Annotated in this window: 19 protein-coding genes; 11 read left to right on the forward strand and 8 right to left on the reverse strand. The window is 74.4% G+C overall.

Annotated features, from left to right (window positions below):
- The first annotated feature begins 110 nt into the window (after positions 1-110).
- The 5 genes from OG559_RS16500 to OG559_RS16520 all read left to right on the forward strand — a co-directional run bounded on the left by OG559_RS16500 (position 111) and on the right by OG559_RS16520 (position 9,670).
- Positions 111-3,845: a PD-(D/E)XK nuclease family protein gene (locus tag OG559_RS16500; RefSeq protein ID WP_405104806.1), complete on the forward strand. Its 3,735-nt coding sequence runs from the start codon at positions 111-113 to the stop codon at positions 3,843-3,845.
- A complete protein-coding gene (locus OG559_RS16505; protein ID WP_405104808.1) occupies positions 3,842-7,222 on the forward strand; it encodes a UvrD-helicase domain-containing protein in 3,381 nt (1,126 codons plus the stop codon). The genes OG559_RS16500 and OG559_RS16505 overlap by 4 nt, the downstream gene beginning before the upstream one ends.
- Before the next feature lie 248 nt (positions 7,223-7,470).
- A complete protein-coding gene (locus tag OG559_RS16510; protein WP_161685538.1) occupies positions 7,471-7,674 on the forward strand; it encodes a cold-shock protein in 204 nt (67 codons plus the stop codon).
- 230 nt (positions 7,675-7,904) lie between these two features.
- Positions 7,905-9,281, forward strand: coding sequence for a DEAD/DEAH box helicase (locus tag OG559_RS16515; protein WP_405104810.1), 1,377 nt, complete (start codon positions 7,905-7,907; stop codon positions 9,279-9,281).
- Between the two features lie 167 nt (positions 9,282-9,448).
- On the forward strand, positions 9,449-9,670 hold the full coding sequence (locus tag OG559_RS16520) for a hypothetical protein (RefSeq protein WP_396670190.1): 222 nt from the start codon (positions 9,449-9,451) through the stop codon (positions 9,668-9,670).
- A 45-nt stretch (positions 9,671-9,715) separates the two neighbouring features.
- On the opposite strand, the gene OG559_RS16525 is transcribed toward OG559_RS16520, so the two are convergent.
- From OG559_RS16525 to OG559_RS16540, 4 genes are read right to left on the reverse strand one after another with little or no spacing between them, the layout of a single operon-like run.
- On the reverse strand, positions 9,716-10,234 hold the full coding sequence (locus OG559_RS16525) for an RrF2 family transcriptional regulator (protein WP_405104812.1): 519 nt from the start codon (positions 10,232-10,234) through the stop codon (positions 9,716-9,718).
- 1 nt (position 10,235) lies between these two features.
- Positions 10,236-11,120 (reverse strand): ABC transporter permease, encoded by an 885-nt coding sequence (locus OG559_RS16530; protein WP_405104814.1) that lies wholly within the window; start codon positions 11,118-11,120, stop codon positions 10,236-10,238.
- Positions 11,110-11,889, reverse strand: a complete 780-nt coding sequence (locus tag OG559_RS16535; protein ID WP_161685524.1) for an ABC transporter ATP-binding protein — start codon at positions 11,887-11,889, stop codon at positions 11,110-11,112. Before OG559_RS16535 ends, OG559_RS16530 begins: the two co-directional genes overlap by 11 nt.
- Positions 11,886-12,950, reverse strand: a complete 1,065-nt coding sequence (locus OG559_RS16540) for an ABC transporter substrate-binding protein (protein WP_405104816.1) — start codon at positions 12,948-12,950, stop codon at positions 11,886-11,888. Before OG559_RS16540 ends, OG559_RS16535 begins: the two co-directional genes overlap by 4 nt.
- Positions 12,951-13,134: 184 nt before the next feature.
- On the opposite strand from OG559_RS16540, the gene OG559_RS16545 reads away from it, so the two are divergent.
- From OG559_RS16545 to nudC, 4 genes are all read left to right on the forward strand, one after another.
- Positions 13,135-14,229: an LLM class flavin-dependent oxidoreductase gene (locus OG559_RS16545; protein ID WP_405104818.1), complete on the forward strand. Its 1,095-nt coding sequence runs from the start codon at positions 13,135-13,137 to the stop codon at positions 14,227-14,229.
- A gap of 56 nt (positions 14,230-14,285) precedes the next feature.
- Complete coding sequence (locus tag OG559_RS16550) at positions 14,286-15,596, forward strand: M16 family metallopeptidase (protein WP_405104820.1); 1,311 nt, start codon at positions 14,286-14,288, stop codon at positions 15,594-15,596.
- Between the two features lie 115 nt (positions 15,597-15,711).
- Positions 15,712-17,055 carry a M16 family metallopeptidase gene (locus tag OG559_RS16555; RefSeq protein WP_405104822.1) on the forward strand — a complete coding sequence of 448 codons (1,344 nt, stop codon included), beginning with the start codon at positions 15,712-15,714 and terminating at the stop codon, positions 17,053-17,055.
- Between the two features lie 14 nt (positions 17,056-17,069).
- Positions 17,070-18,035, forward strand: coding sequence for an NAD(+) diphosphatase (nudC, locus tag OG559_RS16560; RefSeq protein ID WP_405116708.1), 966 nt, complete (start codon positions 17,070-17,072; stop codon positions 18,033-18,035).
- Positions 18,036-18,191: 156 nt separating this feature from the next.
- On the opposite strand, the gene OG559_RS16565 is transcribed toward nudC, so the two are convergent.
- From OG559_RS16565 to OG559_RS16575, 3 genes are all read right to left on the reverse strand, one after another.
- Positions 18,192-18,461, reverse strand: coding sequence for a hypothetical protein (locus tag OG559_RS16565; RefSeq protein WP_396670182.1), 270 nt, complete (start codon positions 18,459-18,461; stop codon positions 18,192-18,194).
- A 245-nt stretch (positions 18,462-18,706) separates the two neighbouring features.
- Positions 18,707-18,946, reverse strand: coding sequence for a DUF397 domain-containing protein (locus tag OG559_RS16570; RefSeq protein ID WP_405104824.1), 240 nt, complete (start codon positions 18,944-18,946; stop codon positions 18,707-18,709).
- 76 nt (positions 18,947-19,022) lie between these two features.
- Entirely contained in the window at positions 19,023-20,000 is a 978-nt protein-coding gene (locus OG559_RS16575) for a helix-turn-helix domain-containing protein (RefSeq protein WP_405104826.1), read from the reverse strand.
- A 203-nt stretch (positions 20,001-20,203) separates the two neighbouring features.
- Here OG559_RS16575 and OG559_RS16580 point away from each other — a divergent pair, with 203 nt between their 5' ends.
- On the forward strand, positions 20,204-21,487 hold the full coding sequence (locus OG559_RS16580) for an MFS transporter (RefSeq protein WP_405104828.1): 1,284 nt from the start codon (positions 20,204-20,206) through the stop codon (positions 21,485-21,487).
- Between the two features lie 117 nt (positions 21,488-21,604).
- On the opposite strand, the gene OG559_RS16585 is transcribed toward OG559_RS16580, so the two are convergent.
- Positions 21,605-21,847, reverse strand: a complete 243-nt coding sequence (locus tag OG559_RS16585; protein WP_405104830.1) for a mycoredoxin — start codon at positions 21,845-21,847, stop codon at positions 21,605-21,607.
- Positions 21,848-21,937: 90 nt separating this feature from the next.
- Here OG559_RS16585 and OG559_RS16590 point away from each other — a divergent pair, with 90 nt between their 5' ends.
- The gene (locus OG559_RS16590; protein WP_405104832.1) at positions 21,938-24,103 is read left to right on the forward strand and encodes an ATP-dependent DNA helicase UvrD2; all 2,166 of its coding nucleotides are present in this window, start codon (positions 21,938-21,940) and stop codon (positions 24,101-24,103) included.
- The last annotated feature ends 109 nt before the right edge of the window (positions 24,104-24,212 follow it).

Genomic DNA, 24,212 nt, shown 5'->3' on the forward strand with positions numbered 1-24,212 from the left:
CGCGTCAGGATCCGGCGCGTTGTTGGCGCAAACCTCTTGACCACGGAGGCGGGGCGGGCGGGGCGCGGGGTGTGGGGTGGGGTGTCGTAGGGGCGTGGTGGGATGGGGGGATGCAGGCGTACCGGCTGGTGCGTCGGCCTGCCGAGGCGGCCCGGGGGGACCGCCGGTCGGGTGGGGCGGCGCGGGGGGACGGTCGGCCCGAGGGCGCGACCGGGCGGGATCATCGGGCCGGGGGGCCGGGCGGCGATGACGCGCAGGCTGGTGAGGGCCGCGGGAGCGACGACACGCACGCCGACCAGCCTGCCGACGGTCTGACGCGCGCCGAGGAGTCGCCTGCGGTGCCGGCAGAGAAGGCTGAGCCTGCCGAAGGGGCTGACCGGGGCGAAGGGGCTGAGCCCGCCGAGGACGCGGAGCCTGCCGAAGGAACTGACCGGGGCCGGGAGTGGAGGGACGACTCGATCCAGGCCGAGGTCGTGGCGCACACCGGTGGCCCGATGCTCGTCGTCGGCGGGCCGGGCACCGGGAAGACCAGCACGCTGGTCGAGGCGGTCGCCGCGCGAGTGGCCGAGGGCGTCGACCCCGAGCGGGTCCTGGTGCTCACCTTCGGCCGCAGGCAGGCCACCGACCTGCGCCGCCGGATCGAGGCCCGGGTGGCCGGTGACGGGCACCGCGTGCTGCGTGAGCCGTTGGTGCGCACCTTCCCGGCGTACGCGTACGGGCTGCTGCGCCGGGCCGCCACCGAGCGGGGGGAGCCGTCCCCACGGCTGCTCACCGGCCCCGAGCAGGATCTGATCATCCGGGAGCTGCTCGACGTCATCGGCGAGGAGCCCGACGACGACCCGGTCGGCTGGCCGGAGGACCTGCGCCCCGCCCTGCGTACCCGGGCGTTCGCGGCCCAGCTCCGCGACCTGCTGATGCGGGCCGCGGAGCGCGGGGTGGGTCCGGTGGAGCTGGCCCGGCTGGGGGAGAGGCTGGGCCGCGCGGACTGGCCGGCCGCCGCCCGCTTCCTCCGCGAGTACGTCGCCGTGCTCGCCCTGCGTGACGTCAGCAACCGCGGCTCGATCGCGTACGACCCGGCGGAGCTGGTCCGGGCCGCCACCGGGCTGCTGCTCGACGACCCGGAGCTGTTGGAGGCCGAGCGCCGCCGCCTCGCCCATGTGTACGTCGACGAACTGGCCGACACCGACCCGGCCCAGCTCGACCTGCTCGCCGTGGTGGCCGGCGGGGGAAAGTCCCTCGTCGCCTTCGCCGACCCGGACTCCGCCACGTACGCCTTCCGGGGCACGGACCCGGCCGGGGTGAGCGCCTTCCCGCACCGGTTCCGCACCGTCTCCGGGGCGCCGGCCGCGCAGGTCGTGCTGAGTACGTCGTACCGGGCCGGTGCGGGGCTGCTCACCGCGACCCGGCGGCTCACCGGCCGGCTGCGCGGCCCGGCGGCCCACCGCCGGCTGCATCCGATGCCGGCAGCCCCGGCCGGCTCGGTCGAGGTGCGTACCTTCCGCTCGGCCACCAGCGAGGCCGCCTGGTTGGCCCAGGCCCTGCGCGCGGCGCACCTGCTCGGCGGCGTGCCCTGGTCGGCGATGGCGGTGCTGGTCCGCTCGACCGCGCGGCAGCTTCCGGTGCTACGCCGGGCGCTGCACACCGCCGGGGTGCCGACCGTGGTGCACGGCGAGGACCTGCCGCTGCATCTACAGCCGGCGGTGGCCCCACTGCTGCTCCTGCTGCGCTGCGCGCTCGAACCGGAGCGGCTGGACGAGGAGGCGGCGGTGGCGCTGCTGCACTCGCCGCTGGGCGGGGCCGATCCGCTGGCCGAGCGGCGGCTACGCCAGGGGCTGCGCGCCCTCGCCCTGGCCGGTGGGGACCGCCGTCCCTCCGGCGAGCTGATCGTCGACGCGCTGCGCGACCCGGAGGAGTTGGCGGCCATCGACCGGCGCTGGGCGGAGCCGGCGCAGGCGGTGGCCGGCCTGCTCGCCATCGCCCGGGAGACGGCCGAGCGGCCCGGGGCGACCGCCGAGGACGTGCTCTGGGAGGTGTGGAACGCCAGCGGCCTGGCCGAGCGCTGGGCCGGGGCGATCACCCGGGGGCAGGCGGCGACCGGCGAGCACGAGACCGCACGGCGTTGGCGGGCCGAGGCCGCCGACCGGGACCTGGACGCCGTGCTGGTGCTCTTCGACGCGGCGGCCCGGTTCGCCGACCGGCTGCCCGGTGCCCGTACCGAGGTCTTCCTCGACCACGTGCTCGGCCAGGACCTGCCGGCGGACACCCTGGCCGCGACGGCCGACCGGGGCGAGGCCGTCCGGCTGCTCACCGCGCACGCAGCCAAGGGGCTGGAGTGGGACCTGGTGGCGATCGTCGGGGTGCAGGAGGGCGTCTGGCCGGACCTGCGGCTGCGCGGCAGCCTGCTCGGCTCCGAGCGGCTGGTCGATGTGCTTGCCGGCCGTGGCCAGGGCGACGGCGGGCGGGCGGTCCTGATCGGGCAGACGTCCGCGCTGCTGGACGAGGAGCGCCGGCTCTTCCACGTGGCGGTGACCCGGGCCCGTCGCCGGCTGCTGGTCAGCGCGGTCGCCTCGGCCGCGGTCGGCGGCGACGACCACGAGGAGCAGCCCAGCCGGTTCCTGTACGAGCTGGACCCGACCGAGCCGCCCGGCCGGGCCGACGTCGATCCGGCCTCCGCCGAGGTCGATCCGGCCTCCGCCGAGCTGACCGGTGGTCCCGGTGGAGGCTCGGTGGACGGTTCAGGTGCCGGCCCGACCGGCGATGCCGGGCCGGCAGCCCCGGAGGCCGGTGACCCGGAGGGCGGGGGCGAGTACCGGCCCAGCACCCTGCTGATGGCCGGGCCGCCCCGGGCGCTGACCCTGCCGGCGCTGGTCGCGGAGCTGCGTACCGCCGTGGCCGACCCGGCGGCGCCGCACCACCGGCGGCGCGCGGCGGCGGCTGAGCTGGCCCGCCTGTCCGCCGCCGGGGTGCCCGGCGCGCACCCCGATGACTGGTGGGGGCTGCGCGGCCTCTCCGACGACCGGCCGCTGGTCGACGAGGGGCAGCCGGTGAAGGTCACCCCGTCGGCGATGGAGAGCGCCCTGCGGTGCAGCCTGCGCTGGCTGCTGGAGCGGCACGGCGGCAGCGGCCCGGCCAGCGCCGCGCAGGGGGTGGGCAACCTGGTGCACGCCGCCGCGATGCTCGCCGAGGACGCCAGCGCGGACCGTTCCGCCCTGCTGGAGTACGTGGCCGCCCGGTTCGACGCGATCGAGCTGGCCGCCCGGTGGATGGTCGGTCCGGAGCGGGAGCGGGCCGAGGCCATGGTGGACAAGCTGCTGCGCTGGTTGGCCGGCAACCCGCGCCGGCTGCTCGCCATCGAGCACGAGTTCGCGGTCCGGCTCGACGACCCGCACCGGCCGGTCGAGTTGACCGGCCGGGTGGACCGGCTGGAGGTGGACGACGCCGGCCGGCTGGTGGTGGTCGACCTGAAGACCGGCAAGTCCACCGCCGTCTCCGAGCACGAGATCGGCGAGCATCCGCAGCTCGGGGCGTACCAGGCGGCGGTGGAGTCGGGGGCGTTCCCGGAGTTCGGCGACGAGTCCGGGGGCGCGGCCCTGGTGCAGCTCGGCACCGGCGCGAAGGACGCCAAGGAGCAGAGCCAGTCGGCAGCGGGGCAGGGGCCGGAGGCGGGCTGGGCGACCGCGCTGGTGCGGCGCACCGCCGATACGATGGCCGCCGCCACCTTCGCCGCGGTCGCCAACTCGAAGTGCCGGGTCTGCCCGGTGCGGACGAGCTGCCCGGTGTCCGGGCAGGGGCGCCAGGTCGTCGAGCCGCCGACCCCCCGCCGCCCGGAGAACGAGAACCCGTGACCCAGCCCGCCCTGTTCAGCGCCGCGACCCCGGCGCCCCGGGCCGCCGACTCCGGCCCCCGGTACACGCCGGTCGAGCTGGCGAAGTTGCTCCGCCTGCCCGCGCCCACCCGGGAGCAGGCGGCGATCATCGCCGCGCCGGTCGAGCCGCTGCTGGTGGTCGCGGGCGCCGGGTCCGGCAAGACCGAGACGATGGCAGCCCGGGTGGTCTGGCTGGTCGCCAACGCGTACGTCCGGCCGGAGCAGATCCTCGGGCTGACCTTCACCCGCAAGGCGGCCGGCGAGCTGGGCCACCGGGTGCGTACCCGGCTCGACCAGCTCGTGCGCCGGGTCGGGCGGCGAGGGCGGGACCCGCTCGACGACCCGTTCGCGGGCGAGCCGACCGTGTCCACCTACCACTCGTACGCCGGGCGGATCGTCACCGAGCACGGGCTGCGCGCCGGGTACGAGCCGTCCACCCGGCTGCTCACCGAGGCGTCCCGCTGGCAGCTCGTCGACCTGCTGGTGCGCAACTACGACGGCGACATGACCAGCGTCGACCGGATGCCCAGCACCATCACCGACGCCGTGCTGGCCCTGGCCGGCGAGTTGGACGAGCACCTGGTCGCCCCGGACGCCCTGGCCGCCTGGACCGGCCGGTTCTTCGCCGACGTGCAGTCCCGCCCCGGCCGGGTCTACGCCGACGTGCGGAAGTCCCTCGCCCTCCAGCAGACCCGGCTGAAGCTGCTGCCGCTGGTCCGCGCGTACGCCCGGCGCAAGGCGGACTTCGAGGCGATGGACTTCGCCGACCAGCTCGCCCGGGCGGCCCGGGTGGCCCGGGATCACCCGGCGGTCGGCGCGATCGAGCGGGACCGTTACCGGGTGGTGCTGCTCGACGAGTACCAGGACACCAGCCACGCGCAGGTGGTGCTGCTCAACGCGCTGTTCGGGGGCGGCCACCCGGTGACCGCCGTCGGCGACCCCTGCCAGTCCATCTACGGCTGGCGCGGGGCCAGCGCCGGAACCCTGGACCGCTTCCCCGCCGAGTTCGCCCGCCCCGACGGCGCGCCGGCGGCGGTGCTCGGCCTCACCACGAGCTGGCGCAACCGGCCGGAGATCCTCGGCGTGGCGAACGCCCTGGCCACCCCGCTGCGGGCGGCCGGTGCCCGGGTGCCCGAGCTGCGCGCCGCGCTGAGCGTCGCCGACCCGATCCCGCACCGCACGCCGGGTGGCCTGGCCGCCGGCACCGTGCACTGCGCGCTCCTGCCGACGTACGCGGACGAGGCGGACTGGATCGCCGACAGCGTGCTGGCCGCCTGGCGCGGGGCGGCCCGGATGCCGGAGGCGCTGCCCGAGCACATCCCGGTGCCGCAGCGGCCCACCACCGCCGTGCTGGTCCGGCTGCGCAGCCAGATCCCGGCGCTGTCGACCGCGCTGCGGGCCCGGGGACTGCCGGTGGAGGTGGTGGGCCTGGGTGGCCTGCTGGACACCCCCGAGGTGCGGGACGTGGTGTGCACCCTGCGGGTGCTCGCCGACCCGACCGACGGGGCGGCGTTGCTGCGGCTGCTCACCGGGGCGCGCTGGCGGATCGGGCCGCGTGACCTGGTGGCCCTGCACCGCCGGGCCCGGGCGATCGCTGCCGGCCGCCGTCGGCTCGCCGCCGACGAGGAGCCGCAGATCGCCGTCGACCTGCTCGACGAGGCCACCCTGGTGGAGGCGCTGGCGGACCTGGGGCCCGCCCAGGCGTACTCGGTCCAGGGCTATGCCCGGCTGCGCGCGTACGGCGAGGAGTTGGCCCTGCTCCGCTACCGGCTGGACCAGACGCTGCCGGAGCTGATCGCGGACGTCGAGCGGACCATCGGCCTGGACGTGGAGGTGGCGGTCCGGGCCGGTCGGGACGGCACCGGCGACGCCGGACTCGCCCGGGGCCACCTGGACGCCCTCGGCGACGTGGCGGCCCGGTTCAGCGGGGAGTCCCCGGCGGCCACCCTGTCGGGGTTCCTGGCCTACCTCGCCGCGGCCGAGGACGAGGAGCGCGGGCTCGCCCCGGGCGAGGTGGAGGTGGTCTCCGGCGCGGTGCAGATCCTCACCGCGCACGCCGCGAAGGGCCTGGAGTGGGACGTGGTCGCGGTCGCCGGCCTGACCCGGGGCGGCTGGCCGGGGCCGGTGCGCAACTCCGACCACTGGCTCGGCGGGCTGGGGGTGCTGCCTTTCCCGCTGCGCGGGGACGCCGACGGGCTGCCGGAGCTGGGCCTGGCCGAGGCGGCCGACCAGCGCGCGGTGGCCCGGGCGCTGACCGACTTCGTCGACGACTGGCGGGCGCACGACGAGCGGGAGGAGCGCCGGCTGGCGTACGTGGCGGTGACCCGCCCCCGGCGGCTGCTGCTCTGCTCCGGCTACTGGTGGGGCGAGGGGACGAAGCGCCCGCGCGGGCCGTCGGTGTTCCTGCGCGAGGTGCACGACGTGTGCCTGGACGGCGACGCCGGGCACCTGGTCGACCGGTGGACCCCCGCGCCGGCCGGTGACGCCACCAACCCCACCACCGAGGTGGTGCTGCGCGCCGAGTGGCCGGCCGACCCGCTGGGCGGGCGCCGCCCGGCGCTGGCCGAGGCCGCCGCGCTGGTTCGCCGCTTCCTCGCCGAGGATCCTCCGGCCTCCGGCGTCGGGGTGGCCGAGGTCGAGGATCCGGAGGTGGCGCGCTGGCGGCGGGAGTCCGACCTGCTGCTCGCCGAGCGGGCCGAGCTGGCCGCCGGGGCGGGGGCGGTCGAGGTGGCCCTGCCCGGCCAGCTCTCGGTCACCCAGCTCGTGGCGCTGCGCCGCGACCCGGAGGAGCTTGCCCGCGCCCTGCGCCGCCCGATGCCCATCGAGCCGAACCCGTACGCCCGGCGCGGCACCGCGTTCCACACCTGGTTGGAGCGGCGCTTCGGCGCGGACCGGCTGCTCGACGTCGACGAGTTGCCGGGCGCGGCCGACGCCGACGCGGCGCCCGACGAGGCGCTGGCCGAACTCCAGGCGCGCTTCCTGGCCGGGGAGTGGGCCGACCGGGTGCCGGTGGAGGTGGAAGTGCCGTTCGCCACAGTTGTCGCCGGGGTGGTGGTGCGCGGCCGGATGGACGCGGTCTTCGCCCGGCCCGGCGGCCGGTATGACGTGGTCGACTGGAAGACCGGGCGGCAGCCCGTCGGCGAGGAGGCCGAGGCGGCGGCGGTGCAGCTTGCCGTCTACCGGCTGGCCTGGGCGGAACTGGCCCGGGTGCCGGTCGACCAGGTCGGCGCGGCCTTCCACTACGTGCGGGACGGGGCGACGGTCCGCCCGACGGACCTGCTCGACGCTGAAGGGCTCACCGCGTTGATCGCGGGAGTGCCGGAGGTGCCGCCTGCGGTCCGCCGCCCCGGGCGGTGAGAATTTCCGGCGGTGGGGTTCCGGCGGGCCCAATTCGTGGTACGGTATCCGGGTTGCAGTTTTGGTTACCAGAGACTCTGTGTGCGCCTGGCGGATTGTAGCCCCAGGCGCTCTTTGTTGTGTCCGGTGCTCTCCGGGCGGGGCGACCAGAAGCGACAGGTGGTCCGCGCATACCGGCGTGGGCCGCTCCTCCCTCTTCGGCTCGCAACAAGTGCGAGGCCGAACGTTCCGTCAAGGAGACAGAACACATGGCAATTGGCACCGTTAAGTGGTTCAACGCTGACAAGGGTTTCGGCTTCATCACCCCGGACGGCGGCGGCGCTGACGTCTTCGCCCACTTCTCGGCGATCCAGTCCTCCGGCTACCGGAGCCTGGACGAGAACCAGCGGGTCGAGTTCGAGATCACCCAGGGCCAGAAGGGCCCGCAGGCGGAGAACATCCGTCCGATCTGATCGTCGGCAGCACTGTTCCTCGGAACAGGCACGACTGTTCATCTGAACAGGCACCACCGTTCTTCGGAACACCCCATCGCGCCTCAGGCGCGGTGTCGCGGCCGGTCCGCCCCGCGCGGGCCGGCCGCACCCCACCTTCGGTTCGTGCTTGTGACCACCGCGGCCCTGCCGCCGGTGCAGCGCCACTTTGGCGCCTCCTCGACACGTGCCGCGTCGAGGAAGGCTCTCGCATGACCACCGTCATTCCCTCGTTCTCCACCACCGGCCTCGCGCCGGAGCTGCTCGCCGAGCTGACCGCGCAGGGCATCACCGAGCCGTTCCCGATCCAGTCGGCGACGCTGCCGGACTCGCTGGCCGGCCGGGACGTCCTCGGCCGGGGCCGCACCGGTTCGGGCAAGACCCTCGCGTTCGGGCTGCCGCTGGTGCACCGCACCGTCGGCCGCCGGGCCCGCCCGGGGCGTCCGCTGGCCCTGGTGCTCGTGCCGACCCGGGAGCTGGCCCAGCAGGTGACCACCGCGCTGGCCCCGTACGCCCGGGCGGTCGGGCTGCGCGTCACCACCGTGGTCGGCGGCCTGTCCCTGCAGCGGCAGGCGGACGCGCTGCGCGCCGGCGCCGAGGTGGTCGTGGCCACCCCCGGCCGGCTGCACGACCTGATCAACCGCGGGGACGCCCGGCTCGACCAGGTCGCCGTGACCGTGCTCGACGAGGCCGACCAGATGGCCGACATGGGCTTCCTGCCGCAGGTCACCAAGCTGCTGGAGCAGGTGGCCGGCGACGGCCAGCGGATGCTCTTCTCCGCAACCCTGGACGGCGGCGTTGACAAGCTGGTCCGCCGCTTCCTCACCAACCCGGTCTCGCACTCAGTCGACCCCGGCACCGCCACGGTGACCGCGATGACGCACCACGTGCTGCACGTCGACGCGGAGGACAAGCCGGCCGCGCTGACCCAGATCGCGGCCCGGGAGGGCCGCACCATCCTGTTCATGGGCACCAAGCACCGCGCCGACCGGCTGGCCCGCCAACTGCTGTCCAAGGGGGTGCGCGCGGCGGCGCTGCACGGCGGCAAGTCCCAGCCGCAGCGCACCCGGATCCTGGAGCAGTTCCGCACCGGCCAGGTGACCGCGCTGGTCGCCACCGATGTGGCGGCCCGGGGCATCCACGTGGACGGCCTCGACATGGTGGTCAACGTCGACCCGCCGACCGAGGCGAAGGACTACCTGCACCGGGGTGGGCGTACCGCGCGGGCTGGCGAGTCGGGCACCGTGGTCACCCTGGTCCTGCCCGAGCAGCGCCGCGAGGTGTCCCGGCTGATGGCGACCGCCGGAATCCGGCCGCAGTCGACCCAGGTCCGGCCGGGCGACGGGGCGTTGGCCCGGGTCACCGGGGCCCGGGAACCGTCCGGGGTGCCGGTGACCATCGTCGCCCCGGCTCCGGAGCGGTCCGCCTCGGGCGGTGGCCGGGGGCCGCGCTCGTCCCGCGGCGCCGGCCAGTCGCACGCCGCAGGGACCGCCGCGACGGGGGGTGCGCCGCGCGCCGCCCGCCCGTCCGAGGACGGGCACCGCGCCTCGGGTCGGTCGCGCCGCCCGCGTCGTCCCCGGATGGCCTGAACGGCTTCTCCGCGGTCACCGATCGGCGCCTGCGCCGCCCCTTCCTGAGTCGGGAATCAGGCAGGGTGCGATCCGATCGGTGACTGTTCGGCGGCCTCGATGTAGTCGATGCTTGCCGTGGGGGAACGCGGGTCGGCGGGGTCGGCCCACTGGGGGAGGGGTTGACCATGGCGTGCAACGCCGAGTCGGGGGCGCTACGGGAGCTGACGGTGGTGCTGGCGGTCGCGGGGGCGGGGCTGGCGCTCGCCACGGTCGCGGCGTTCTCGCCGTGGCATCCCACCCGCAACGGCCGGACACCGGCGGGGGTGGTGGGGCTGCACGTTCCGGGGGGAACGGGCAGCGACCTCAGCGCCTCCATCGTTGAAACGACCGACGAATCCGCCGGCTGAGCCCGCATCGCTCAGCCGGCGGACCGCCGGGCCAACCGAGGTCGGTCAGTGGCCGCCGACGGGGCGGGCCCCCAGGGCGTCCGTCCTGTCCCGGTTCGGCCCGTCGGCGCGGCTTTCCCGGGTGAGCAGGTCGGCCAGGGTGGTCCGGTCCACCACCAGGGCGATGGCCCCGTCCACCGCCAGCCACACGTCGCGCAGCCCGGTGGCCACCCCGTGGTAGCCGGCGTGCCCGGCAGGCAGGCCCCGTACCGAGGTGAGCGACCCGCCGGCCGCGCGGAGCACGTCCCCGACGCTGATCTCGGCGGCCTGGCGGGCCAGCGTGTAGCCGCCCTCGGTGCCCCGGTGGCTGTGCAGCAGCCCGGCCCGGCGCAGGTCCAGCAGGATGCCCTGGAGGAAGCTCAGCGGGATGGCCTGGCTCTCGGCCAGGGCCGCCGCCTTGACCAGCTCGCCGCCCGGCTCGGGAGGGCCGCCCCGGGCGTCGGCCCGCCGGTCGCCGCCGGTCGAGGCGGCGGCGACGGCGAGCATGGCCCGGAGCGCGTAGTCGCTGCGCGCGGAGACGTACACGTCACTGCCCGGCCTGGTCCAGCACGCCCCAGCGGCGGCGGATCGTCCGGTCCGCCGCCCCGAACGCGGCGTCGACCACCAGGCCGATGACCAGGATCACGATCATCGTGGAGAGCAGCCAGGGCGCGTCGGACAGCTCCCGTGAGTAGGTGAGCTGCGCGCCGAGCGAGGTCTGCGAGATGCCCACCACGATCAGCTCGCCGGCCATCAGGCTGCGCCAGGAGAAGGCCCAGCCCTGCTTGAGCCCGGCGACGATGGCGGGCAGGGCGGCCGGGGCGATCACGTACCGGTAGAGGTTCAGCCCTCGGGCGCCGAGGTTGCGCCCGGCGCGCAGCAGCAGCGGCGGGACGTAGTCCACGCCGCTGATCACCCCGTTGGCGATCGACGGCGCCGCGCCGAGCACCACGACGAAGAAGATGGCCTTCTCGCTCAGCTCGAACAGCAGGATCGCCAGCGGGAACCAGGCGATCGACGGCATGGTCTGCAACGCGGTGATCATCGAGCCGATGGCCGCCCGCAGCACCCGGGACCGGGCCACGGCGAGCCCCAGCAGCAGGCCGACTCCGACGGAGAAGATGTAACCGAGGGCCGCCCGGCGCAGGGTGGTGGCCATCCCCTCCCAGAGTTGCGGACCGCTGACCTGCCGGAGCAGCTCCTGCCCGACGGCGGCCGGCCCGGGCAGCGAGTACGGTGGCCAGAACCCGGCCCACACCACGGCCTGCCAGGTGCCGATGGCGATGGCGAGCGCCGCCAGCTTCGGCCAGGTGGACGCCCAGATCGTCGCGGCCCGGGTCGTCGTCTTCTGCCGGCCGGCGATCTCCAGCGCGTCGAGCCCGGAGATCTCCGCGTCGGCGCGCGGGGTGCCGGCGATCGTGTCACTGGCCATGGCGGCCCACCTCCGTACGGAGCTTGTCGGTGACCTCGGCGGCGATGGACGCGATCTCCGGGGAGTCGATGCGTCGCGGCCGGGGCACGTCGACCCGGGTGGAGTAGATGATCCGGCCGGGCCGGCTGGAGAGCAGGATGATCCGGTCGGCGAGCCGCGCGGCCTCCCGGACGTTGTGGGTCACGAAGAGGACGGTGAGCTTGCGCTCGGTCCAGATCCGCTCCAGCTCGTCGTGCAGGAGGTCCCGGGTCATCGCGTCGAGCGCGCCGAACGGCTCGTCCATCAGCAGCACCGGCGTGTCCAGCGCGAGGGTGCGGGCCAGCGCCACCCGTTGCCGCATGCCGCCGGACAGCTCGTGCGGGCGCTTGCGGGCGAAGTCGGCCAGGTGCACCGTGCGCAGCAGTTCGGCGACCCGCTCCCGGCGCGCGGACCGGGGCATGCCGCGCAGCTTCAGCGGCACCTCCACGTTGCCCTCGACGGTGAGCCAGGGGAACAGGGCGGACTCCTGGAACATCAGCCCCGGGTTGACCCCGTCGCCGAGCTCGATCCGCCCGCCGCTGATCCGGTCCAGGCCGGCGACCAGGTTGAGCAGGGTGCTCTTGCCGCAACCGGAGGCGCCGACGAGGCAGACGAATTCGCCGGGCGCGACGTCGAGGGAGACCCCGTCCAGGGCGAGGACGGCGCTCTCGCCGTGCCCGTACACCTTGGTGACGCCGTGCAGCGCGACCGAGCCGGTCGCGCTGCGGGGCGTCGTCGTGGTCGACGTCATGGTTGGGCGACCTCGGGCTTGCCCTGGGCCTTGAGCACCTCGTTGAGGTACTTCAGGTCGTAGAGGCCGTCCAGGCTGACCGGTTGGGTCAGCTCGACGGCGACCGCGTGGTCCAGGCCGGTCTTCAGCGACGAGGCGATCGGGTCGTTGGTGAACTCCAAGGTCGGCCACGCCTGCTTGATCAGCTTCACGTCCAGCGGCTTACCGCTGATCTTGCCGATGTGCTCGGAGATGGCCTGCTGCGACTCGTCGGGCCTGGTGTTGACGAACTCGTTCGCTGCGACCTGACCCTCGACCAGCTTCTTCACCACGTCGGGGTGGGCCTTGAGGAACTTGGTGGAGACGATCAGATTGGTGATCACGAACTTCTTGTCCGGCCACAGGTCGCGCTCGTCGACGAGCACCTTGCCGCCGGCGTTGACCAGCCGGGAGACGAAGGGCTCGGGCACCCACGCGCCGTCGATCGCCCCGCTGTTGAACGTCTCCACGGTCTGGGCGTTCTCCTGCGGGACCACCTTGACGTCGCCGCCGCCCTCCTTGGTGGCGGTCAGGCCCTTCTCCTTGAGCCAGTAGCGCAGCGCGACGTCCTGGGTGTTGCCGAGCTGCGGGGTGGCGATCTTCTTGCCGCGCAGCTGCTCGACCGAGGTGATCCCGGGCTTGACGACGAGCGCGACGCCGCCGGACGCCGCGCCCGAGATGACCCGGACCGCCTCGCCCTTGGACTTGGAGAAGGCGTTCACCGTCGGGTTCGGACCGATGTACGTCGCGTCGAGCGCGCCGGAGAAGATCGCCTCGATCGCCGCCGGGCCGGCGTTGAAGGTCTTGGTGTCGAGCTTGACGTCGCCGCCGAGCTTCTCGGCGAAGATGCCCTTCTCCACCCCGACCACGGCCGGGGCATGGGTGATGTTGGGGAAGTAGCCCAGCCGCAGTGTCACCGGGCCGGAGCCGCCCTCGGCCGCGCCATCGTCCTCGCCGCACGCGGCGGTGACGCCCAGCGTCGCCGTACCCACCACGGCGAGGGTGGCCAGGGAGAGCATCCGACGGAAGGGAAGCCGTCTCATCGTATGTCCAATCCGAAGTATTCCTACTTAGTTGGTAGGAAGAGTGGGGCAGCGTCCGAGCGGCGTCAAGACCAGTCCACATCGCGGGATCCACGCTCGAAGTTATTCCCGGTTTTCCTACCTTCTTGGTAGGTTCTCCGGCGTCCCTCGGCCGGGTGGCGGGGGCGGCGGAGAGGCGGTCGGCATGACCTTCCACTGGTTCCTTCCCACCTCCGGCGACGGGCACCAGGTCGGCGCCGCCACCGTCGCGGCCGGCGCGGCTCGGCACGACCGGGCGGCCACCGTCGGCTACCTGACCGAGGTGGCCCGGGCCGCCGAGGCGGCCGGCTTCGCCGCGCTGCTCACCCCTGTCGGCTCCGGCTGCCCCGACCCGTGGATCGTCTGCGCGGCCGTCGCCCAGCACACCGACCGGATCGGCATGCTGGTCGCCGTGCGGGCCGGATTCGCGCTGCCCACCCTGATCGCCCAGCAGGCCGAGGCGTTCCAGTCGGTGTCCGGGGGGCGCCTCGCGCTCAACGTCGTCACCGGCGGCGACCCGGCCGAGCAGCGGGCGTACGGCGACTTCCTGGACCACGACGCCCGGTACGCGCGGACCGGCGAGTTCGTCGAGGTGCTCCGCCGGGCCTGGCGCGGGAGCCCGTTCGACTTCGCCGGCGAGCACTACCAGGTGACCGGCGGCGGGCTGGCCGCTCCGCTCGTGGCCCCGCCCCCGGTCTACTTCGGCGGCGCGTCCCCGGTCGCCGAGGCGGTGGCCGCCCGACAGGCCGACACGTACCTGATGTGGGGCGAGCCGCCCGCCGCGATCGCCGCCCGGGTGGACCGCGTCCGCGGCCGGGCCGCCGAGGAGGGGCGGACCCTGCGCACCGGGATCCGGCTGCACGTCATCGCCCGCCCGACCGCCGCGCGGGCGTGGGCGGAGGCGGACCGCCTGCTGGCCGGGATGAGTCCTGAGCGGATCGCCGCCGCGCAGGCGCGGTACCGCCGGATGGACTCGGTCGGCCAGTCCCGGATGGCGGCCCTGCACGGCGGAAGCGCCGACGGGCTCACCGTCGCGCCGAACCTCTGGGCCGGGGTCGGCCTGGTCCGCGAGGGCGCCGGCACCGCGCTCGTCGGCAGCTACGCCGAGGTCGCGGCCCGGATCGACGAGTACGCCGCGCACGGCGTCGACGAGTTCGTCCTCTCCGGCTGGCCGCACCGGGAGGAGGCGGAACGGGTCGGCGCGGAGGTGCTGCCCCGGGTGACCGCGCCCGTCCCCGTGGCCCCGGCCCCGGTGGGCTGAGCCGCCCTGCGGGAGGTCGCCGCCGTCGGGGGCGTGAACGCGCTAGGGTCGGTCCCGTGGCGGCGCGGAGATCGAGAATTCCAGCGACGAAGTATCCGGTCGAGCGGTTCACCCTCGACAACGGCCTGCGGGTGGTGCTCACCCCCGATCGCAGCGCCCCGGTGATCGGGGTGGCGGTGATCTACGACGTCGGCATCCGGTCCGAGCCCGAGGGGCGTACCGGCTTCGCCCACCTCTTCGAGCACCTGATGTTCCAGGGCTCGGAGAACCTGGAGAAGCTGGCCCACTTCCGGCATGTGCAGGGGGCGGGCGGCACCTTCAACGGCTCCACCCATCACGACTACACCGACTACTACGAGACCCTGCCGAGCAACGCCCTGGAACGGGCGCTGTTCCTGGAGGCCGACCGGATGCGCGGCCCCCGGCTGACCGAGGAGAACCTGCGCAACCAGGTCGACGTGGTCAAGGAGGAGATCCGGGTCAACGTGCTCAACCGCCCGTACGGCGGGTTCCCGTGGCTGACCCTGCCGCCGGTCATGTTCGACACCTTCCCCAACGCGCACGACGGCTACGGCTCCTTCGACGACCTGGAGTCGGCCACCGTCGCCGACGCGGCGGACTTCTTCCGCCGCTACTACGCCAGCGGCAACGCCGTGCTCGCGGTCAGCGGGGACGTCGACGTGGCCGAGGCCACCGCGCTGATCGAGCGGCACTTCGGCGACGTGCCGGCCCGGCCCGCCCCGCAGCGCCCCGACTTCGACGAGCCCGACCTGACCGCCGAGCGGCGCTCGTCGTACACGGACGCCCTGGCCCCGCTGCCCGCGGTGGCCGCCGCCTGGCGGGTGCCCGACCCGATCACCGACTTCGCCGGCTACCTGCCGTACGTGGTGCTCGCCGAGGTGCTCACCGACGGCGACGCGTCCCGGCTGGTCGAGCGGCTGGTCCAGCGGGACCGCGCGGTGACCAGCCTCGGCGGGTACGTCGGTTTCATGGGCGACCCGTTCGACGTGCGTGGCCCCACCGCGCTGCTGCTCCAGGCACACCTGCCACCGGGCGGCGACGTGGACAAGGTGTTGCGCACCGTCGACGAGGAGCTGGACCGGCTGGCCGCCGACGGTCCCACCGACGGTGAGCTGGCCCGTACCCAGGCCCGGATGGCCACCCACCTGCTGCGCGACACCGACGCGGTGCTCGGCCGGGCGCTGCGGATGGCGGTGCTGGAACAGCAGCGCGGCGAGCCCGGCCTGCTCAACGAGCTGCCCCGACTGGTCGGCGAGGTCACCGACGAGCAGGTCCGGGCCGCCGCCGCGGCCCTGCGGCCGGAGCGCCGCGCGTCCGTCGAGGTCATCGCGGGAGGGGCCCGGTGAGTGCGAGGAGTGAGCCGGGTTTGCGAGCCCCGCAGTCGCGAACGGAGATGAACCGGTGAGTGCGAGGAGTGAGCCGGGTTTGCGAGCCCCGCAGTCGCGAACGAGGGAGGGTCAGGTGCCGGCAATCGCCCAGGCCGGGGCGCGGACGCTGCCGCCGCTCGGCCCGAACCGCAGGTTCAAGGTGCCCAAGCAGGTCGAGCGCCGGCTCGGCAACGGCCTGACCGTCATCGCGGTGCGCCGGCCGTCGGTCCCCCTGGTCGAGCTGCGGCTGTGGATGCCGGCCGGCCGGATCCCCCTGGCCCGGGGCGCGATGCTCGCGCAGACCATGCTTTCCGGCACGGCGTCGATGACCAGTGTGCAGATCGCCGCCGAACTCCAGGCGGTCGGCGGCGGGCTCTCCGCCGGCATCGACCCGGACAGGTTGATGCTCTCCGGCGCCGGCCTGGTCACCGGGCTGGACCGGATGCTGGAGATCCTCGCCGAGGTGCTGACCGGGGCGACGTACCCGGGCGAGGAGGTCGGCACCGAGCGGGACCGGCTGGTCGACCGGATCCAGGTGGCCCAGAGCCAACCGGCCCACCTGGCCCGCAACGCCCTGCTCCGGCGGGTATACGGCAAGCACCCGTACGCCGTGCAGACTCCCGAGCCGGAGCAGGTGCACGCGGTCCGGCCGGCGGCGCTGCGTCGGCTGCACGCCGAGCGGGTGCACCCGGCCGACGCGGTGCTGGTGCTGGTCGGTGACGTGCAGCCGGAGCGGGCGCTGGACGCCGCCGACAAGGCTCTGTCGGGCTGGAGCGGCGCCGGGCACGACGGCGAGCTGCCGCCCGCCCCGCCGCTGGAGCCCGGCCCGCTGCTGCTGGTCGACCGGCCCGGATCGGTGCAGTCCTCGCTGCGCATCGCCCTGCCGGCGGTGCCCCGCACCCACCCCGACCACGCCGCGCTGCAACTGGCCAACCTGCTCTTCGGCGGCTACTTCTCCTCCCGCTGGGTGGAGAACATCCGCGAGGACAAGGGCTACACGTACGGCCCGCACTCGCTGGTCGAGCACTCGGTGGCCGGGTCGGTGCTGATCGCCGCCGCCGAGGTGGCCACCGAGGTCACCGGTCCGGCGTTGTTGGAGACGACGTACGAGTTGGGTCGGCTGGCCTCCCTGCCGCCGAAGCCGGACGAGCTGGAGCAGGCCCGCCAGTACGCCCTCGGCACCCTCCAGCTCGGCATGTCCACCCAGGCCGGGCTGGCATCGCTGACCAGTGTGTTTGCGGCCAACGGGCTGCGCCTGGACTTCCTCACCGAGTACGCCGCCCGACTGGCGAAGGCCACCGTCGCCGACGTGGCCGAGGCGGCCCGGCGTTACCTGGCCCCGGCGCGGGCGGTCACCGTGGTGCTCGGCGACGCCGAGCGGATCGCTCCCGCCCTGTCCGCGCTCGCCCCGGTGCGCACCGAGCCGGCCAAACCGTGACCGCCGGGCGGGGGCTGGTCCGGGGTTCCGGCACGAGCGGGGAGACCGCCCCGCCGCTGGCCCGGTCCACCCTCGATCGGGCCGCGCACCGGCGGGCCGACCCGGCGTGGCTGGCCGAGGCATGGGAACGGGCCCGGGTGCTGGTGCTCGACTCGGCCACCGACGGGCGGACCCTGGTCCGGGCCGACGCCTCCCCGCCGGAGTTGGTGCTGCTCGGCGCCGGCGAGCTGCCCGAGGTGCCCCGCTCGGTTCCGATGTTCCTGGGCGTCGAGCCGGACGGGGTGCCGGTGTTCGCCGTGGACAGCCCGCTGCCCGAGCTGCCGGGCACCCGGGCGGCGCACCTGCGCGACATCGGTCACCTGCTGCTCGACCGGGACGCCGGCATCTTCACCACCGCGCTGGCGCTGACCAACTGGCACGTCCGGCACGGCTACTCCTCGGCCACCGGTCACCCCACCCGGGTCGACGAGGCCGGCTGGTCCCGGACCGACCCGAACGGCGACCGGGTCTGGCCGCGTACCGACCCGGCGATGATCGTCCTGGTGCACGACGGGGTCGACGGGCTCCAGGGGCGCTGCCTGCTCGGCAGCAACGCCGCCTGGGCGGGTATCCCGGGCGAGCGCCGGTACTCCTGCCTCGCCGGGTACGTCGAGCCGGGCGAGTCGGCCGAGGCCGCCGTGCTGCGCGAGGTCGGCGAGGAGGTCGGCGTCGCGGTCGAGGAAATCGTGTACGCGGGCAGCCAGTCCTGGCCGTTCCCCGGCTCGCTGATGCTCGGCTTCCTCGCCCTGGCCGATCCGGAGCACCCCGTGCACCTGGACCCGGCCGAGATCACGCACGCCCGCTGGTTCACCCGGCGGGAGATCGGCGCGGCGCTGGCCGGGCGGCCGGTGGGCGTGGGCGGCGGCGACCGGCTGGCGCTGCCCCCGCCCTCGTCGATCGCGCTCTTCCTGATCCACCGCTGGCTCGACGGTCACTGCTGACCCTTCCGGCCCGGCTCCGGCCGGTGCCGAACACGGTCCCGGCCCGGGACCGCCGTTGCCGCGACGGGTCTCGGGCCGGGAACACGGGCCGCCCTGGTCGGGTGAGGCGAGGAAACGGCGGGGGAGCCGGTCCGACCACGACGGACGTCGGGTGGGTCAGCCGCCGGAGTCGAGCCGGCGGCGGCGGGGAGCGGAGTCGTTGAGGGGAAGCACCTTTACCCGTTGCCTGCCGTAGCGGACCGCGCCCACCGTTGACAGGGCCCGGGCCAGCATCAGGGCGGCGTCCCGGTCCTCGGCGTGCACCACCTGGCGGCGCGGCTCCGGGCTGGTCGTCTCGTCCCGGACCCGACCCCCGCCGGCCCAGGCCGCGGCGATGTCGATGTCGGCGGCGGCGCGGATGTCGGTGCGAACGATCAGGAACCGCATGGGTAACTCCGGATGCGACCGTGACGGACGGTACTCCGTGGAAGTTCCACGTCACTCTGTCGACATGTTACGCCCGGATGGCGTCCCAGCAAGTGAAACCCGCCGATCGGTCCGTAGGGTCGCCCGATCGGATGAACCCTGCTCAGCAGGGGTGGCATGCCGGATACGCGTCGAGGGCCGCCGGGCACGCCGGGTACGCGTCGGGGCCGCCGGCACACCGCCGACGGCCCCGCCAGATCACCGGATCAGGTCAGATCGAACTGCCCGGCCCTTGTCCCGGCGATGAACCCCCGCCAGCCGGCGCGGTCGAACAGCAGCGCCGGGCCGCCGCGGTCCTTGCTGTCGCGTAGGGCGACCGCGGCCGGGCCCACGCTCAGCGGGGCCACCTCGACGCAGTTCGACGTCTGGCTACGGGTGCTGGTCCGCCACGGCAGATCGGCCAGCTGCCCGGCGAGTGCGGACGGCGTGTTGCGGATGTCGTTCATGGTCTGCTCCTGACTGGAACTGCTCCGACGGGACGAGTGGCGCCGCACGCCCGGACGGGGCGGGTCCCGCGGTGGGTCACCGCTCCGTCAGTCGTCCGGAGTGTCGGCGGCGCTGGGCCGGCGCCGTTGCCGGCCCGTGGCCGACTGCGGACGGGCCCACCGCCTCGGCCAGCCGCCCCGAAGCCTCGAAGAGCCAGGTGATGGTGTCCGATTCGGAGAGCGCGGCCGAGCGCAACCACTCGAAGACCACTTTATAGCGATTTAGGACGTTTGCCTCGGTTGACATGACGTTGGTGAAGCCACCTTCTATGGCCAGCGTCTCCGGGTCGAGCGGGTCGGCGAACAGGTAGATCGAGAAAGCGGTCGGCGGGAGGTACCAGTCGCCGATCGGGGTGTCCCGCGGCAGCACGTGCAGGGTGACGTGCGGCAGCATGGCCAGCTCGCAGAGCTGCCGGAGCTGCTCCCACAGCACGTCCGGCGGTCCGGCCCGCAGGCCCAACGCCGCCTCCTCCAACACCGCCGTGTAGCGCGGCGCGTCGGTGCGGTCCAACAGCGACTGGCGGGCCAACCGGGCGGCCACCTCGGTCTCCGGGGCCTCGCCGGGCTCCGGGGCCCCCGCGCCGGACTCGACCTGCTGGGCGGAGACGATTCGCAGCCGGGCGTACCCCTGGGTCTGCAACAAACCCGGGACCAGCACAGGGTTGTATTCCCGGATCTCGGTGCAGCCCGCCTCCAACTCGGCGAAGGTGCGCTGCTGCGGTGTCATCACCGGGTACTTCTTCAGCCAGCTCCGCATGTCACCGGCCTCCCGGGCGATGCCCAGCAGCTCCGCGCGTGACTCGCCGCCGGCGCCGTAGAGATCCAGCAGGGCGAGGACGTCGTCGGGGTCGGGACGGCTGCGGCCGTTCTCCAAGCGGGACAGCTTGGACGCGGAGGCCCAGCCGATTCGCGCGATGACCTGGTCCCCGGTGAGGCCCGTGGCCTCGCGCAGTTGGCGCAGCTCATTGCCCAACCTGCGGCGACGCATGATCGGGCTGGGTCCGGCTGGAGGCACGGTGTCCTCTTTTCCGTCGACCGCCGCAGACGCGACGGTAACTGTATGAAACTCGCCCCCCACGGTCAGTATGGACGGCGCGACTGGAGTCGGACGCCCCGACGGGGGCGTGTCTCGCAGAAAAGAGGACCGCAGACGAGTGATCCCGACGACGTCGCCGTCGACCCCCGTGGCCCCCCGGCCACCCTCCGAGAGGAAACCCGATGCGCACCGTCCTGCGCCGCCCCGAGTTCCGCCTGCTGTTCGGCGGGTTGCTGGCCAGCATGGCAGCCGAGTCGATCCTGCTGCTCGCCCTCGCCATCTGGGTGAAGGACCTGACCGGCTCCGACGGGCTGGCCGGGGCGACGATCTTCGCGATCATCGCGCCGATGGTGCTCGCGCCGCTGGTCGGCTGGGCGGTGGACCGGTACCCCCGGCGGCCCTTCTTCATCGTCGCGAACCTCGCCACCGCCGCCCTGCTCACCCCGCTGTTCACCGTCTCCGAGAGCGCCGACGTCCGGATCATCTACGTGGTGGCGGCCCTGTACGGGCTGTCGTACCTGACGCTGAGCGCGCTGGTCAGCGGCCTGATCCGGCAACTGGTCCCCGTCGAGCTGCTCGCCGACGCCAACGGCGTGCTGCAGACCGTGCGCCAGGGGCTGCGGCTGATCGGGCCGCTCGCCGGGGCCGCGCTCTACGCCGCCGTCGGCGGCTGGCTGCTGACCGCGCTGGCGATGACCGGGTTCGTCGTGGCCGCCGCCGTGGTCGTCCTGCTCCGGGTGCCCGAGACGCCGGCGGCCGGCGGTGAGCTGCGGTGGTCGGCCGAGCTGGGCGCCGGGCTGCGCCACCTGGCCGGCGAGCCGGCGCTGCGTCGGGCGCTGCTCGGCTACGGCCTCGGTTCGCTGGTGATGGGCTTCACCGAGTCACTGATCTTCGCGTACGTCGACCACGGGCTGCGCCGCGACGCCGCGTTCGTCGGCGTGCTGGTCACCGTGCAGGGCATCGGCGGGCTGGTCGGTGGCCTGTTCTCCGCCGCCGTGGTACGCCGTGCGGGCGAGGTGGGCACGCTGGCCGCCGGGGTGACCCTGTTCGGCCCGGCCGCGTTGGCCCTGGCGTACCCGACCCTCTGGCTGGGCTGCGCGGCGCTACTGCTGGCCGGAGCCGCGCTTCCGCTGATCACGGTTGGGCTGAACACGCTCATCCAACGGCGTACCCCGACGGGCCTGCTCGGTCGGGTCTCGGCGGCGTCGGAGGCCCTGGTCAGCGGCCCTCAGGCGGTCTCCATCGGCACCGGCGCGCTGCTCGTCGGCGTGTTCGACTACCGGCTGCTGTTCGCGCTGGTCGGCCTGACCACCACGGCCGCCGGCGTCTTCCTGTGGCAGGGCCGCCGCCTCTCCACCCCCACCCCCACCCCCACCCCCGCCCCCGCCCCTGCCCCTGCGGTCCGCATCCCGCACCAACGCCGCCCGCCCGCGCCAGCCACCCCCGACCCCCGCCTCACTCCCTGACCCCCACCCACCCCATCCGCCCTGCAAATACACGGAAAGAGTGGCCATTCCTCCTGGAATGGCCACTCTTTCCGTGAAAGTGCACGCGCCCCACAGGGAGGGGGCGCGGTGTGATGGTCAGGTGGGTAGGGCGGCCAGGTGCTGCTTCACCTGGGTGATGGACGGGTTGGTGAGGGCACTGCCGTCGGCGAAGTGCAGCGTCGGGACGGTCTGGTTGCCACCGTTGACCTTCATCACGAACTCGGCGGCCTTCGTGTCCTGCTCGATGTCGACCACCTGGTACGCGATGCCCTCCCGGTCGAGCTGCGACCTGAGCCGGTGACAGTAGCCGCACCACGGGGTCGAGTACATCGTCAACATGATCGGGTGTCCTCCAAGGTCCGTTCCGCCCGTCCGGTCAGGCCAGGCTAACCGTTGCAACATCAGATGGAGCTGAGATGATTCCTCGCTGTGGGGGTTCACTCAGCGTCGGAACTGGTGCTCGCCGGGCTGGACCCGGAGCAGCGCGCCGCGGTGACCGCCCCCGCCGGCCCGGTCTGCGTCCTGGCCGGCGCCGGCACCGGCAAGACCCGGGCGGTCACCTCCCGCATCGCCCACCGGGCGCTGACCGGCGAGGTGTCACCTCGGCACGTGCTCGCGGTCACCTTCACCGCCCGCGCCGCCGCCGAGATGCGGGCCCGGCTCACCGCCCTCGGGGCGCAGGGCGTGCAGGCGCGCACCTTCCACGCTGCCGCGCTGCGCCAGGTGCGCTACTTCGCCCCCCGGCTACTGGCGGGCCGGGCGATGCCCGAGCTGCTGGACAGCAAGGCCCGGGTGGTCACGCTCGCCGCCGCCCGGGTCGGCCTGCGGACCGACCGGGCCGCCGCCCGGGACCTGGCCGGCGAGATCGAGTGGGCCAAGTCGTCCCTGGTCGAGCCAGGGGAGTACGTCGTCGCGGCGGCCAAGGCGCTGCGCGACACGCCACACGAGCCGGCGAGGGTGGCCGAGGTGTTTGCCGCGTACGAGAGGCTCAAGCGGTCCAACGGGGTGATCGACTTCGAGGACATGCTGCGCGCCGCCGTGTGGGGCATCGAGGAGCATCCGGACGTGGCCGAGCAGGTTCGCGGCCAGTACCGGCACTTCGTGGTCGACGAGTACCAGGACGTCAACCCCTTGCAGCAGCGGCTGCTGGAGACGTGGCTCGGCGGCCGGGACGACCTGACCGTGGTCGGCGACGCCAGCCAGACGATCTACTCGTTCACCGGGGCCACCTCGGCGTACCTGGTCGATTTCCCCCGCCGGCACCGCGGCGCCACCGTGGTCCGGTTGGTCCGGGACTACCGTTCCACCCCGCAGGTGGTCGGGCTGGCCAACGCCGTCATCTCCCAGGCCCGGGGCGCCGAGGCCCGGCTGCGGTTGGAGCTGCGTGGGCAGCGCCCGACCGGGCCCGAACCGGAGCTGCGGATCTTCACCGACGAGCCGGCCGAGGCCGCCGCCGTGGCGACCCGCTGTCGGGCGCTGGTCGACGCCGGCACCCCGGCCCGGGAGATCGCCGTGCTGTTCCGCACCAACGCCCAGTCCGAGGCGTACGAGAAGGCGCTCACCGACGCCGAGGTGCCGTACGTGGTGCAGGGCGCCGAGCGGTTCTTCGAGCGGCCCGAGGTGCGCCAGGCGATGGTGGCGCTGCGGGCCGCGACCCGCTCGATCCCCGGCGACACCCCGCTGCGTGACGCCGTGGTGGAGGGCCTGTCGGCGGTCGGCTGGGCCCCGGACGCCGCCCCGGCCGGGGGCGCGGCGCGGGAGCGGTGGGAGGCCCTGGCAGCGCTGGTCCAGCTCGCCGAGGAGTACGGGGCCAGCCCGCCGGTGCTGCCGATCGGCGAGGCCGCCGCCGTGGAGCGCCCGGTGACGCTGGCCGACTTCAACGACGAGCTGGCCCGCCGGGTCGCCCAGCAGCACGTGCCGACGGTGGAGGGGGTGACCCTGGCGTCCCTGCACTCGGCCAAGGGCCTGGAGTGGGATGCGGTCTTCCTGGTCGGACTCTCCGAGGGCACCCTGCCCACCACGTATGCCCGCACCGCCGAGCAGGTCGAGGAGGAGCGCCGCCTGCTCTACGTCGGGATCACCCGGGCCCGCGAGTGGCTCTGGCTGTCGTACGCGGTGGCCCGCTCGCCCGGTGGGCGGGCCCGGCGGCCGTCGCGGTTCCTGCCCCAGCTCGACCGCTCCGGCGGCGGGACCGAGCGGGCCGGGGCCGGCCCGGCGACCCGGCGGGTCGAGCGCCGCCGTCCCCAGATGGTCCCCTGCCGGATCTGCGGCGCGGCCCTGCTCGCCGGCCCGGACCGCAAGCTCGGCCGCTGCCCGAGCTGCCCGTCCGACATCGACCAGGGCCTGTACGAGCGGCTGCACGACTGGCGGGCGCGGGTGGCCGGGGCGCAGAAGGTCCCGGCGTACGTGGTGTTCACCGACGCCACCCTCGTCGCGTTGGCGGAACGGCGACCAGGCCGGCCCGAGGAGCTGATCGCGATCGCCGGCATCGGCCCCCGCAAACTCGGCCTGTACGGCGAGCCGGTGCTGGCCCTCGTGGAGGGTGCGGCGGTCGACGACGTCTGCTCTGAGAAAACTTTCGAAATCAAGCCGTAAATTCGTTTGCCCTCGCCCCCGGGCGAGGAATAGCCTCGGGACACACCTCGCGAGCAGCGCCATTCCGGCTGCTCAGGGGGTAGAGACCAGTCGACTTCGAGGAACGTGA

This window comes from Micromonospora sp. NBC_01405, from assembly GCF_045040155.1.
In the GTDB taxonomy this organism is placed as follows: Bacteria; Actinomycetota; Actinomycetes; order Mycobacteriales; family Micromonosporaceae; genus Micromonospora.